Below are 12,927 nucleotides of genomic sequence, written 5' to 3'. Positions count from 1 at the left end.
TCTGGCTTGAATAGGGTTGATATTATTATTGAATGTCAACACGCCCTAGCGCGCTCTTCTCAAAGAAGCATTTTTCGCGTTTTTTGCGAAAAATGCGCCGCGCGCAGCCTTCGCGAGCGTCGTTTCCGCTTTTTGGAAACGACGCTCTTACTTTGCACTGTGGCCTTGCGGGAAACGACACATCTCAAAATAGACGCGGTTTAAAGTCAAAGGCAAAACCAAAACCCAGGGAGTGGAATCTCCCAGCCCCTCTCTTTTTCTTACCAATAAAAACCACACATCCCAAGCTGGGTGCGGTCTAGAATTGACTAGTTGATGGCAGCGCGTCTTTAGATGCGTAAGAGGCTGTTTGGCAATGGCCAAACAGCCTCCAAGGCGCGTGAAAAGCAAAGGCAAAGTCGCGCTCTGCCCCACCCCCGCCAGGAGCGATAATCGGGCCCCTGGTCCCCTGTGATGACGTTTCCTTGGCCATACCATCGCCACTTGCCCGCGATGACGTTTTTTTGGCCACCATCGTCACCCCATGATCTCCCACCCACCCCAACAAAAAACCCCCCGTCTCCGGGGGGCTTTTGCACACCATCGCTTTCAAGACCAATCCGTCAATGCACCTTGGCCCAAATGCGCCGCTTGACCGCATAGAACATCACTGTCAAGATCACCAGATACAACATCACCTTCAAACCCAACGCCTTGCGCTCCATGAGAGTCGGCTCGGCAGCCCAGGCCAGAAACGTCACCACATCCTGGGACATCTGCTTCAACGAACTCTCCACCCCGTCCGGATAGGTCACCGAACCATCGTTGAGCGGCTGAGGCATGGCCAGGAAATGACCCGGAAAGTACTTGTTGAAGTTTTCGTTGGCCTGAATGCGGGTCAGGATCTCCTTGACCTTCTCGGGCTGATGGGCATCCACACCCAATGCCGAGGAAAGCTCCTTCAACTCCCCATCCGACAAAGCGCCATCCTCCATCACCTTCTGCACCAGGACACGATCGGCATCGGTCAGATATCCGGTCAGAACCGCATGGGTATAATCCTCATACCCCTTGCGCGCCTTGGTGATCAATGAAAGATCCGGCGGCATGACACCAAAAGTGTCCTTGGCGGCCACGGGATCCATGGGGCTGGTCATGCGGTCCTTCTTGTTGTGACTCTGCGCCTCGGCCAGTGCGATCACCTCGGCCTCGCTGAAACCAAGCTGTTTCAACGAATCGAACTTGATGTACTTGATGGAGTGGCAGGCCATGCACACCTCCACCGCCACGCGGGCACCACGCTTGAGAGCGGCTTGATCGAACTGCCCGAAAATCCCGTGGAAACTCCAGGATTGGGTGGGCAGCGCGGGACCGCCAGAAGAGGCCAGAGCCGGTTGGGGAAGAACCACCGCTGCCGCCAGGGCCACGGTTTTAAGGAATTTCATGAAGTCCATGTTGGCATGCTCCCCTTCTTACAAGCTTTTGGGCACGGGTTGGGGTTTCTCGATATCGAACGCGGTGATGATCCACAACAGGATGAAATACCCGAAGTAGATGGCCGTGCAGGTGCGACCCACGACGATCAACGGCAGGGCGCCGTTGAAACGGGTGGCATCCGCCGGATTGTACCCCACCCAGCCCAACAGGAAGCAGTCGATGACGAAAATCCAGAAGAGTTGACGGCTCAACGGACGATAGCGGAACGAACGAACCGGCGAGCGATCCAGAAACGGCAGGATGAACAGGATGGCGATGGCGGCGATCATGGCGATGACGCCAGCCAGCTTGCTGTAGGATCCCAAAAAGTCAATCGAACGCAGAATGGCATAGAAAGGGAGGAAATACCACTCCGGCACGATGTGGGCCGGGGTCTGCATGGGATTGGCCGGGATGTAGTTGTCTGGTTCCAGAAAGAAGTTGGGAATGAAGAAGACGAAGGCACAGTAAACCAGCAAAAACACCCCCATCGAGAAGAGATCCTTGATGGTGATGTAGGGGTGAAACGGGATGGTGTCCTTGTGCTCGTCGAGTTCGATGCCGTCCGGATTGTTGGAGTGAACCGCATGCAAGGCCCAGAGGTGGACGATCACCACGCCGAAGATCACGAAGGGCAACAGGAAATGCAGCGCGAAGAAACGGTTCAGGGTAGGATCACCCACCGCGAAACCACCCCAGATCCAGACCACCAGCTCCTCGCCGACCACCGGGATGGCGCTCATCAGGTTGGTGATCACTGCGGCGCCCCAGTAGGACATCTGACCCCAGGGCAGCACATAGCCCATGAAGGCGGTGGCCATCAGCAAGAAAAAGATGATGATGCCGAACCACCAGAGGATCTCGCGCGGGGCGCGGTGGGAACCGTAGTACATGCCACGCAGGATGTGGATGTAGACAGTCATGAAGAAGAAGGTGGCGCCGTTGGCGTGCATGTAGCGCAACAGCCAGCCATAGTTGACATCGCGCATGATGTGCTCGACCGCGTCAAAGGCCAGGTTGGCGTCCGGCTTGTAGTGCATGGCCAAAAACAGCCCGGTCAAGAGCATGACAATCAGACAGAACAGGGCCAACGAACCAAAAACCCACCAATAGTTGAGGTTTTTGGGCGTTGGGTATTCGGTGGCTTGACTTTTGATCAAAGCCGTGACGGGCAGACGAGCATCCACCCAATCCATGATCGATTTAGACACCGTGAGGACTCCTTGCGTGGCGCACTTTTTGGTGAGGATGGTTCTTCATGAGGCGTTTCATGGTCCGGATCAGCCGACCGCCTTGCCGATCACGAGGGTTTTGTCGTCCTTGAAGGCATAGAAGGGGACTTCAAGGTTCTTGGGAGCCGGACCTTGACGGATGCGTCCCGAGGTATCGTAGTGGGAGCCGTGGCAAGGACAGAGGAAACCGCCGTAATTCCCGGTACCGATCGGTTGCGGCACGCAACCCAGATGGGTGCAGATGGCCAGGAGCACGAGATATTCTGGCTTTTGGGCCCGTTCGGCATCCTTGGCCGGATCCGGCAGTTTTTCCGCGTCTCCCTTTTTGGCGGAGGCGATCTGCTCGTCGGTGCGATGGAGGATGAAGACCGGTTTGCCCTGCCAAGGCACGGTGATCATCTGCCCCTTGCCCAGGGCGCTGATGTCCACTTCGGTGGTGGCCTGGGAGAGGACATCCGCAGAGGGGCTCCAGGAGCGGATGAAGGGCCATGCCGCGCCAGCGACACCGACCGCGCTGACCGCGCCGGTGGCCAGGATCAGAAAATCGCGGCGGCTCTCCTCTTCGGGTTGTTCCGGAACCGGTGAATGGGAATGGGCCGTTGAGTGTGCGGAAGCGGACATGAAGTTCTTGACCTGTATCAAATAGGAGGTGATGCGAACCAAGCCGGTTCAAACCTTGCCACTATTTCAAATTGATGGCTTGGAGTCAAGCCCTTTCCATGGAAAATTTTCCACAAGAAGTCTGGCTTTTTTTAAAAAATTAAGGCAATATAGAAAATTCAGACAAAAACATTATCGCCAGTATGGATGCCAACATGGAATGGAAACGTGAAAAACCTAAAGAGCAAGGCTGGTTCTGGTGGAAACCGGTCCCCAACTATGCCGAGGCGGTCCTGATCAAACAGGGATTCGTCTATCGGGTCGGCGTGGTCGAAGGCAAACAGCTTGGTTTGTGCGTGGGTCACTGGATGGGTCCCATCGAACCTCCCACCCCTGGCATGGGCGCCGTGCCGGGTTGATGGACGTCTCGCTTGACGGTCGGGCGATTCAAGGATCCGGGAGTCTTTCGCGCTTCCGGATCCTTGTCCAATGTCAGGGTCTGGCGAACCGTCAAATCGGATTGGAAATGTCGATGAATTCAAATTCCAGGCCAAAACGACGCCCCAGCAGCGCACCCACCTCCTGAACTCCGAATTTCTCGGTGCGGTGGTGGCCCGCGGCGATCACATGGATCCCCTCCTCTCGGGCGAAGTGGTAGATCGGCTCGGACGGCTCGCCGGTCAAAAACAGATCTGCTCCCAGATCCTTGGCTTCGCGCACCAGTTCCGGCGCGCCACCCGAACACACCGCCACCCGACGGATCCGTTCCGGTCCAAACGGCAACACCAGCGGTTCCCCACCCAGAATCTCCCGCACCCGGATGACGAAATCTTCGATCGACTCTTCGTGATCGCTCTCTCCGATGCTGGAGAGATGGGAACCTTGATAAAATCCGAATGGAACTGTCGGTTTTAAGTTGAATTTTTTCAATATCATGGCATTATTGCCATATTCGGTGTGTTTGTCGATCGGCAGGTGATAGGCCATGAGGGTCAGATCGCGTTCCAGCAAAAAAGTCAGTCGCGTCTTTAAATGACCCTGTACCACACGAGAATCCTTGTTCCAGAACATTCCGTGATGTACCAAAATCAGATCCGCCGCCTTTGCATCCGCGGCGCGGAACAGATCCATGCAGGCCGATACCCCGCCAATCACCCGGCTCACCTTTTCGCGACCGCGAACCTGCACCCCGTTTGGGGTGTAATCGGCGATCGAGGCGACTTGCAGGGTTTCGGCCAAAAACCGTTCCACTTCCGTCAGACTGATCAATCGTTCGACTCCTTATTCGAAATTTTTTGTATTTGCGTGTATGTGACCGATGATTACCAACGAAAACACCTTCACCGTGCTGCATGCCGATCCCGAGGAGCGGGAGCGGGTACTTACCGATCCCTATTGGGCGGCACGAGATAAAATTCTGAAACTCCTCTTGAACTACACGTTGATCGAATCGTTCAAGAAGTTCGTCAAGCGGCAGATGCCCTATCCCTACGTTTCACCCTCGATGGTGCGTCCTCGGGCTGCCACGGCCAGTCGCGAATACACCTTGCACAACACCTGTCTGATCACGCTTTTGGATTCCCCCTTGCCAGGCAATCTGCGCAAACATTTCCGTTGTCGGGAGGGCAACCGGGTCACCCGCGAAAATATCGTGGACGTGGCGCCGGATATCCCGTTTTTGGAAAGTTACTGCGATTCCCATCGGGATTCAAGCCACCCGGCGTTTGTGAATCTTCTGCGCATGTTGTTGCCTTTGGACTATTCGTTGTTGATCCAGAACACTGCGGCACCTGGGGATCCGATGAAAAAAATCGAGCTGAGCAACTTTCATGTGCGTATCGAGCGGTTGACCGACAACGCCTTGCGGAATCTGGGCATCCATTTGAATTATCTCGAGCGCTCCTTGCGTGAAAAGGGGGATGATTTCATCGAGACGTTGGAGAAAAAGCTTTACGAGTACTACCACTTCTACCACAACGCCGGCGGTCGGCGTGCCGCTGCCGTGCACGCGGCGCAGCTTCTGTTGCGGGAAAAGTTACCTGGAACCATTCTGGTGGGTTCGCAACAGGACCGTCGATTGACCTTGTTGACTGTGCATGGCAAGAGTCAGGAGACCTCGGTGGAGCAGTTTTTCCTGATCAAGCTGAGCAGTGCCGCAGTATCCGAGTTGATTGATCTTGGTCATGAGCATCGTATTGACGTTCGAAAAAAATTTCTGATTTCGATTGATGACGAGCATGAGGGATTGGTGGTACTCAAGGCCGAGTATGCGCATACCGAGGCGGCCAGGCCGACGTTGGGTAATCAACTTCGGGATATCGGGCAGATTCATGGGGACTGGTTGCATTTGGTACGGGAAAGCATTGTCCCGATCGTGCCGCATGAGACCACGCGGATTGGGTATTCGTTTGCCTATCGGTCGTAAGGGGTTGGATGGGGAGACAATGGCTGGGTCGGTGACCAGCTGGCGAGGTCCAAGGGTTCCTGATCAGAATTTCCCAACGGCCATTGGCCTCTCGATCCCGTAACTTGGCATGATGGGGGAAGAACCCCTTCACCCCCCGTACCATGGACCTCCCTTCAGGAGTTCCATGGTAACTTGGAAACTCCTTATCCCTCCAACAACCCACGCAACCCTTCTACGGTCGCCATGGACGGATGACAGGAGCCATTCCGACAAACCCGCACCGACAAGACTCCCCTCTCCCCTTCCCCCACCTGCCGACTCAATACCAATCCAGGCAACAAACGACGACGAATCTCCCGCAACAATGCCAACTCCTGCTCCCCTTGACCGGATATCACCACCTCACACAACGCCTGCCCGCTGAACTCCAAGCTCCATAACATCTCGGTCACCATCGGCGCCCCCTGACGCCAACACCCCTCCAAGCCTGCCCAAATGCACCGCGTTTCGCTGGCCAGTTCACCCCCCGGATCCCGTGCCGCCAAACGATGCAACACGTTCATGGCCACCGAAAGACCGGATGGAATCACCCCATCATGCCATTCGACACGCGATGGAATCCCACTCGCCATGTCAATCGGGGTCAACTGCAACGGCGCGCCGGAAACCGGCTGGAAACGTCGCAACATCTCCATGGCCAATGTCTCGGCCCGCCGTAACAACAACGGATCAAACCACGCTTCGTAACCATCCAACAATGCCTGGATCAGAAAGGCGTAATCATCCAGAAACACCCCAGGTGCCACCCGATCGTCACGCCAACTGTGGTGCAGCGGTTCCCGATTCAAGATGACACCCAGGGCCAATCGCGCCGCCTCCAGATAGGCCGGGACCTCGAGTGCCGCTCCAACCTTGGCCAGGGCGGATACCATCAAAGCGTTCCAGGAGACCAGCACCTTGTCATCCCGCGCCGGCTCCGGTCGCATGGCCCGCTCACGCGCCAAGGCGGCCAACTCCCCGGCCCGATCGTCGAGACTCTCCCACAGGGCGTGCGGCTCACCAAGAAAATTCATCACCACACGACCATCCACCACGGCCTCCGGCACATCGGGCAAAAACCGCTCGATGAACGCCGCACCGCGCGCCTTTCCCAACAGCGCAATCACTTCGTCCTGGGTCCAGGTGTAGTACAACCCCTCCTCACCCGCACTGTCCGCATCCAGCGAAGAGATGAAGGCGCCATTCGGCAGTCGGAAACGGTTGAGCAGATCATCCAGAATCGCCCGCGCCACCCGCGCGTGACGCACCTGTCCCGTCAATTGCCATGCCTCCAGATAGATCCGCGCCAATAAAGCGTTGTCGTACAACATGATTTCGAAGTGCGGTACCTGCCAGGCTCGATCCGTGGCATAACGGTGAAAGGCCCCGCCAAGCTGATCGCGAATGCCACCCGCAGCCATGCGATCCAGGGTGTCGAGTACCGGCTGGATCAACGCCTGATTCGCACCGCGCGCGCCCTGACGCAGAAAATGCGAGAGGATCGTGGGTTGCGGAAATTTGGACTGTTCACCAAATCCACCCCACTCCGGATCGAGTCGTTCGGTCCAGAAAAGCATGGCCGCCAGAGCCGGATCCGTGCCCAGAGGCGGATTCCATCCCACTCCCCCCGGTTGGGGCAACCCCGGCAGATGGGATTGCAACCAGTCGCGCAACTCACGGGCATCCTTGAGCAACGCCTGGCGTCGCTCCCGCCACTGGGTGGCGATCAGGGTGATCAACTGCTTGAAGGAGGGACGACCCCAACCCGGCTCGGGCGGGAAATAGGTTCCGCCGTGCAACGGCAGCAGCTCCGGGGTGGTGATGACATGCAGCGGCCAGCCACCTGAACCGGTCATGGTGGTGAGAATCTCCATGAAATGGGCATCCAGATCCGGTCGCTCCTCCCGATCCACCTTGATGCATACATAATCCGCGGCCAACAAGGAGGCTACCTCGTTATCGGTGAAACTCTCCCTCTCCATCACATGACACCAGTGACAGGCCGCGTAACCAATCGAAATCAGAATCAGCTTTCCCTCTTGCCCGGCCTTATGCAGCGCTTCGTCGCCCCACGGATACCAATCCACCGGATTGTGGGCGTGTTGCAACAGATAAGGGCTGGTGGCGTGAATCAAACGATTCGGGGTGTTGGTCACGGCAAACTCCGCGTGCGAGAGGGTCTGTACAAGGGTCGGTTGCATGGGACATGCCGCATGAACCGCTCGGTATTGTCAAAAGGCTTGACGCGACAAAGGAAAAATTGCATAATGGATGGTCCGTTCAATACAAATCAAGGCAGAAGGATCCTTAAACCGTGAAAAGACCCTTTCAACCCAGCAAAATCCGTCGCAATCGCACCCACGGGTTCCGGGCGCGCATGGCAACCCACGATGGTCGCGCGGTGCTCTCCCGTCGCCGTGCCAAGGGTCGTCGCAAGCTGATCCCATAATCGACATGCCGGATACGTCGGATTTCCGTTTTCCGAAATCCGCCCGGCTGCTCGTTTCCGGAGAGTTTCAGCGGGTCTCCTCCCGTGGGCGACGGATCGCTACCCAATTTTTTATCCTGTTGACCCTCCCTGTCCAGTCCGACCAAACCCGACTGGGCATCACGGTCAGCCGCAAGGTGGGCAACGCGGTGCAACGCACGCGCGTCAAACGTGTGATCCGCGAACAGTTTCGTCTGTGTCGTCTGCGGTTTGCCTCGGGATACGATTGCGTGGTCATCGCCAAACCCCAGGCCGGTCGCACCATCAACGCCGAGTTGCATGACGACCTGCGCGATCTGTTCAGCCGGCTGGAAAAATCGGCTGCTCGTCCGCTTGATCCGGCATGACCATGCACGGGTTGTGGATGAACCCCGGAGGGGAGATTCATGGGTGGAGGCGATGGGGGATCCCCATCCTGATGATTTGATTGCCATGCGAAAACTTCTTCTCGGCCTGATCCGTCTGTATCAGCTTCTGATCTCCCCCGTGCTGCCCAGCAGTTGCCGGTTCTACCCGAGTTGCTCCCACTATGCCGCCGATGCCATTTTTCGTCATGGCTCGCTCAAGGGGAGCTGGCTCACCCTGCGCCGCCTGGGAAAATGTCACCCGTTCCACCCCGGCGGATTCGACCCCGTCCCTTGAATCTAGGATACCTCCATGGATCGTCGGACTCTCCTGGCCATCACCTTGTCGTTTCTACTCCTGATCGTCTTCCAGACCGTCTCGGATCTCTACCTGAACCCGCCCCAGCCTGCCCAAACCACGGAACAACAGGCCAAGGAGGTCAAACAGGAGCCCAAGGAGAGCCAATCCATCGAGAAATCGATTCAGGATCAGGCTAGCGTCGATGCTGCCAAACCCCCGCAGGCCCACACGACCACTTCGCAGGAAAAAGTCATCGATCCACGCGAGCAACGGTTCGAATTCGACAACGGCGTGATCGCCGGCCAGATCTCCAACCTCGGCGCAACCCTCACCCAGGCCAAATTCTTAAAGAATTTTGACAAGTTGCCGCCAGAAGGGAAACCTATCGAATTCCTGAGCCCAACCGGCAATCATCTCTTTTTCGAAGAGAGCGGTTTTCTCGGCGAAGTCGGCGTCGATCTGCCCAATCGCAAATCGGTCTGGACACGGGTCGGCAGCGGCAAAATCGGTCCCAATGCCCCGCTCACCCTGGTCTGGGAAAATGGAAAGGGTTTGAAATTCGAAAAGATCTTCACCTTTCAAACCAACTCCTACCTGATCACTACCAGCGATCGGGTTACCAACTCCTTGGACAAACCGGTGGTGTTGTTTCACTTCGCCCATTTTGCGCGCATCGAGCCCAAACCCGCCGATCAGCAGGCCATGGCCCCGGTTGATTTCGAGGGACCGATGGGCTACCTGGATGGTGCGCGCGTGCAACATATCTACGAGGATCTTAAAAAACAGGATCAGCGTATCAATGGCCAGGAGGGGTGGGTAGGATTCAGCGATAAATATTTTCTGGCCGCCATCGTGCCCGAAGCGAACAGCGGTACCAAGAAGTATTATTTCGATTTTGACGATCCCACCCATCGGGTTGGAATCGTGGCTGGCAAGCAGGAGTTGCGTGCGGGCGGAATGATCGAGAAGTCCACGCGACTGTTTATCGGTCCCAAGGAGATCCGCAACCTGGAAGCCCTGGGCCTGACGCTGGAGCGCTCCATCGACTATGGCTGGTTCCATTTCCTGGCGGTGCCTCTGGTTAAAATCCTATTGTTTTTCAACGATTTTCTCCACAATTACGGTGTCGCGATCATTCTGTTGACCGTCATCATCAAGATCCTTTTCTTTCCGTTGGCCACCAAGAGCTATCGTTCGATGAACGCCATGAAAAAACTGGCGCCAAAACTCGAGGAGATCAAAAAGCTCTACAGCCACGACAAGGCGATGATGCAACAAGAGACCATGCGCATGTACCAGGAGAACAAGGTCAATCCACTTGGTGGATGCCTGCCGATCGTGGTGCAGATCCCGGTCTTCTTCGCTCTTTACAAGGTGTTGTTTCTTTCTGTGGAGATGCGGCAGGCACCATTGTTTTTGTGGATTCAGGATCTCTCCATCATGGATCCCTACTACGTTTTGCCGATTTTGATGGGCATTTCCATGTTCATCCAGACCAAGATGAATCCGGCACCTGCCGACCCGGTCCAAGCCAAGGTTATGCTCTTTCTGCCGGTTGTGTTCACCTTCATGTTCTTGAGCTTTCCGGCAGGATTGGTGCTTTATTGGTTGGTCAATAATGTGCTCTCCATCGCCCAGCAGGGCTATATCATGAAGTTGGAGAAGTGAGTGCGGGTAGGTCGGTCGGCAGGCCAGACATATGAGTTGATCAGGCATACCTGGGTCCCCCGCAAAAGTCCCTTTACCCGGTATTCATGGTGGACATGATTTAGCAAAATCAACAGGTTGCGAAGTCCGTTTTTTGCCAAAAATGGCTTTTTACGGGGGACTCATACCTGGACTGGCCCCAGTTGGGGGGCTAGGCTAACAGTTGACGGGATTCAGGGGCATAGACGGACTGCCGCGCCGGAAATTTCTAGAACTTTGGATCATCAGGACCCCCTGGCCTCCATAGTGCCGAGGGCCTATGGAAAACTGATGGTCCAATATACAAGGACATAGACGGACTGCCGCGCCGGAAATTTCTAGAACTCTGGATCATCAGGATCCCCTGGCCTTCATAGTGCCGAGGGCCTATGGAAAACTGATGGTCCATATACCAGGGGCCAGTGGCCCCTGGTGGGGTTCAGGGCGAAGCCCTTGGGACTTTTCATTTGCCTTTCGCGCGCTTTTACGATAACGGCCATGTTGTGGAGTCGCAACACCCCTCAATGATGAAAGATCAGAGGGGCGTGGATACCAGTCTCCAACACTTTTTGCATCATAAGCCATTTTTCGCGTTTTTTGCGAAAGATGGCGCAAGCGCACGGTTTTATGTGCCCTTGCCCGTCAGGGAATGAAGGGGGCGGAATAGACGCCTTCGGTGGCCTGATTCCGGGCCATGTTCGCGGCATCGTTTCGCCAAAGGCGCGAAACGATGCCGCAGCCAAGGCGGCGCGCAGCGTTTTTTCGCAAAAGACGCGAAAAAACGCTCTTTTGTAGAGCGCGCGAAAGGCGAAAACAAAACCTCGGAGACTCCGTCTCCGAACCTCTGCCGGGGACCTTCGGTCCCCGGCCCCCTGCAACCATTTTATTCCGTACCATACTCCGACCCGTCTCATGCTTCCCACCATCCTCGACGATCACCCCATCGCCGCTTTGGTCACCTCTCCCGGCACCTCCGCAGTCGCCATTATCCGCATCAGCGGTTTCCAACTCCTCAATCGCCTGTATCCCATCCTGCGCCATCCGAATGGCTACCCAGTCTCCCACTCAGACCTGACACCACGCCTCCTCAAACGCCTGGATCTCATCGACCCACAGACCGATCAAACCCTTGATCAGGCCATGGTCGTCCACTTTCCCGCCCCCCACTCCTACACCGGCGAGGAGGTGGTGGAAATTCAGGGACATGGCGCGCTGGTCCTCATTCAACGCACTCTGGAAATCTTGGGCGAAATCGGCATCCGTCCCGCCAAGCCCGGCGAGTTCACACGCCGAGCCTGCATGAATGGCAAACTCGATCTCACCCAAGCCGAAGCCATCGCCGCACTCATCAATGCCTCCTCCATGCGCGCGGCTCGCGAAGCCCTGCGCCAATTGGAAGGATCACTCCAACAACCCATCGAAACCCTTCGGGAACGCCTGCTGACCGTCTTGGCGCATGTTGAAGCCAGCCTAGATTTTGCCGATGAGGATATCGATCCCCTCCCCTCCCCCATGATTCTGCAGGAACTGAGTCAGGCCACCGAAGCGCTGGGAAAGCTTCTGCGCGGAGCACCATTGGGGGAACGATTGCGCGAGGGGTTCCACTTGGTCATCATCGGACGACCGAACGTTGGCAAATCAAGTCTGTTCAACCATTTGCTGGGTCGGAAACGCGCCATTGTCTCCCCTACTCCAGGTACCACCCGTGATTGCATCGAAAGCAGCCTGGAGATCGCGGGTATCCCCGTTATCTTGCTGGATACCGCCGGTCTGCGTACCACCGATGAACCGATTGAAGCCGAAGGCATCGCGATCACGCGCGAAAAATTGCGCCAAGCGGATGGGGTGCTGATGCTCCTGGATGCTGAATCCGGACTCACCTCTGAAGATCAGGATTTGCTGAACGACGTGGCCGATAGCCATGCCATCGTGGTCTGGAACAAGATGGATCTCTATACCGGCGCATATGACTTGCACATCACCGCTACCATGCCCACGGCACGGGTCTCGATTCGTACTGGTGAAGGGTTGGATGAGCTGGAATCGGCGATAGGGCGCCTGCTGTTGCCTGTACCGGTGGATGGCGAAGGAGTTATCATCCTGGCGGCACGTCAAAAGGAGGCCCTGACACGCGCCCTGCGCTCCCTGATTGAGTGCGAAACCCTGATCATGCATAATAGACCAAGAGAGATCACGGCCCTCCCTCTGCGCGCGGCGTTGGAAGCTCTGGGAGAGATTATCGGCCATATCACCCATGACGCGCTGCTGGATCGCATTTTTAGTTCTTTTTGTATCGGAAAATAATTATAATCTAAATTATATGTTTTCATTTAAACTCCGTTCAACATTGTTCCACGTGGAACATCCCGCTCATG

13 protein-coding genes are annotated in these 12,927 nt (G+C 56.2%); 8 read left to right on the top strand and 5 right to left on the bottom strand.

The genetic code is table 11. The annotated features are described in order from the left end of the window. Positions 1-204, top strand: a 204-nt coding sequence (locus tag ACV4UY_RS07730; RefSeq protein WP_491607025.1) for a hypothetical protein, incomplete at its 5' end; no start/stop codon positions are given. 398 nt (positions 205-602) lie between these two features. Here the strand turns inward: ACV4UY_RS07730 and ACV4UY_RS07725 are convergent. From ACV4UY_RS07725 to petA, 3 genes are all read right to left on the bottom strand, one after another. Continuing rightward, entirely contained in the window at positions 603-1,433 is an 831-nt protein-coding gene (locus ACV4UY_RS07725; protein ID WP_491607024.1) for a cytochrome c1, read from the bottom strand. 18 nt (positions 1,434-1,451) lie between these two features. Then, positions 1,452-2,666: a cytochrome b gene (locus ACV4UY_RS07720; protein ID WP_420906286.1), complete on the bottom strand. Its 1,215-nt coding sequence runs from the start codon at positions 2,664-2,666 to the stop codon at positions 1,452-1,454. A 69-nt stretch (positions 2,667-2,735) separates the two neighbouring features. Then, the gene (gene petA, locus ACV4UY_RS07715) at positions 2,736-3,308 is read right to left on the bottom strand and encodes a ubiquinol-cytochrome c reductase iron-sulfur subunit (protein ID WP_420906287.1); all 573 of its coding nucleotides are present in this window, start codon (positions 3,306-3,308) and stop codon (positions 2,736-2,738) included. A 194-nt stretch (positions 3,309-3,502) separates the two neighbouring features. Between petA and ACV4UY_RS07710 the strand changes: the two genes are divergently transcribed. Beyond that, positions 3,503-3,706, top strand: coding sequence for a hypothetical protein (locus tag ACV4UY_RS07710; protein WP_420906288.1), 204 nt, complete (start codon positions 3,503-3,505; stop codon positions 3,704-3,706). A 91-nt stretch (positions 3,707-3,797) separates the two neighbouring features. Here the strand turns inward: ACV4UY_RS07710 and ACV4UY_RS07705 are convergent, their stop codons facing one another. Beyond that, on the bottom strand, positions 3,798-4,556 hold the full coding sequence (locus ACV4UY_RS07705) for a Nif3-like dinuclear metal center hexameric protein (RefSeq protein ID WP_491607023.1): 759 nt from the start codon (positions 4,554-4,556) through the stop codon (positions 3,798-3,800). Positions 4,557-4,605: 49 nt separating this feature from the next. On the opposite strand from ACV4UY_RS07705, the gene ACV4UY_RS07700 reads away from it, so the two are divergent. Continuing rightward, positions 4,606-5,712 carry a hypothetical protein gene (locus tag ACV4UY_RS07700; protein WP_491607022.1) on the top strand — a complete coding sequence of 369 codons (1,107 nt, stop codon included), beginning with the start codon at positions 4,606-4,608 and terminating at the stop codon, positions 5,710-5,712. A 185-nt stretch (positions 5,713-5,897) separates the two neighbouring features. Here ACV4UY_RS07700 and ACV4UY_RS07695 read toward each other — a convergent pair whose 3' ends face one another. Continuing rightward, the gene (locus ACV4UY_RS07695; protein WP_491607021.1) at positions 5,898-7,934 is read right to left on the bottom strand and encodes a thioredoxin domain-containing protein; all 2,037 of its coding nucleotides are present in this window, start codon (positions 7,932-7,934) and stop codon (positions 5,898-5,900) included. A 113-nt stretch (positions 7,935-8,047) separates the two neighbouring features. Between ACV4UY_RS07695 and rpmH the strand changes: the two genes are divergently transcribed. From rpmH to mnmE, 5 genes are all read left to right on the top strand, one after another. Next, complete coding sequence (gene rpmH / locus ACV4UY_RS07690) at positions 8,048-8,182, top strand: 50S ribosomal protein L34 (RefSeq protein ID WP_420906292.1); 135 nt, start codon at positions 8,048-8,050, stop codon at positions 8,180-8,182. A 5-nt stretch (positions 8,183-8,187) separates the two neighbouring features. Next, on the top strand, positions 8,188-8,568 hold the full coding sequence (gene rnpA, locus ACV4UY_RS07685) for a ribonuclease P protein component (RefSeq protein WP_491607020.1): 381 nt from the start codon (positions 8,188-8,190) through the stop codon (positions 8,566-8,568). 85 nt (positions 8,569-8,653) lie between these two features. Continuing rightward, positions 8,654-8,863 carry a membrane protein insertion efficiency factor YidD gene (gene yidD / locus ACV4UY_RS07680; RefSeq protein WP_491607019.1) on the top strand — a complete coding sequence of 70 codons (210 nt, stop codon included), beginning with the start codon at positions 8,654-8,656 and terminating at the stop codon, positions 8,861-8,863. A gap of 15 nt (positions 8,864-8,878) precedes the next feature. After that, positions 8,879-10,534 carry a membrane protein insertase YidC gene (gene yidC, locus ACV4UY_RS07675; RefSeq protein WP_491607018.1) on the top strand — a complete coding sequence of 552 codons (1,656 nt, stop codon included), beginning with the start codon at positions 8,879-8,881 and terminating at the stop codon, positions 10,532-10,534. 930 nt (positions 10,535-11,464) lie between these two features. Next, on the top strand, positions 11,465-12,856 hold the full coding sequence (mnmE, locus tag ACV4UY_RS07670) for a tRNA uridine-5-carboxymethylaminomethyl(34) synthesis GTPase MnmE (RefSeq protein WP_491607017.1): 1,392 nt from the start codon (positions 11,465-11,467) through the stop codon (positions 12,854-12,856). Positions 12,857-12,927: the final 71 nt, after the last annotated feature.

The organism is Candidatus Magnetaquiglobus sp., assembly GCF_058402785.1.
The sequence above is the reverse complement of the archived record's forward strand: the minus strand, read 5'-3'. Positions and strand labels throughout refer to the sequence as shown.

Bases quoted from the DNA above. Each gene is read 5' to 3' on its own strand.
- ACV4UY_RS07725 (WP_491607024.1), bottom strand. From the start codon at position 1,433: ATGGACTTCATGAAATTCCTTAAAACCGTGGCCCTGGCGGCAGCGGTG.
- petA (WP_420906287.1), bottom strand. From the start codon at position 3,308: ATGTCCGCTTCCGCACACTCAACGGCCCATTCCCATTCACCGGTTCCG.
- ACV4UY_RS07710 (WP_420906288.1), top strand. From the start codon at position 3,503: ATGGAATGGAAACGTGAAAAACCTAAAGAGCAAGGCTGGTTCTGGTGG.
- ACV4UY_RS07700 (WP_491607022.1), top strand. From the start codon at position 4,606: ATGATTACCAACGAAAACACCTTCACCGTGCTGCATGCCGATCCCGAG.
- ACV4UY_RS07695 (WP_491607021.1), bottom strand. From the start codon at position 7,934: ATGCAACCGACCCTTGTACAGACCCTCTCGCACGCGGAGTTTGCCGTG.
- rnpA (WP_491607020.1), top strand. From the start codon at position 8,188: ATGCCGGATACGTCGGATTTCCGTTTTCCGAAATCCGCCCGGCTGCTC.
- yidD (WP_491607019.1), top strand. From the start codon at position 8,654: ATGCGAAAACTTCTTCTCGGCCTGATCCGTCTGTATCAGCTTCTGATC.
- yidC (WP_491607018.1), top strand. From the start codon at position 8,879: ATGGATCGTCGGACTCTCCTGGCCATCACCTTGTCGTTTCTACTCCTG.
- mnmE (WP_491607017.1), top strand. From the start codon at position 11,465: ATGCTTCCCACCATCCTCGACGATCACCCCATCGCCGCTTTGGTCACC.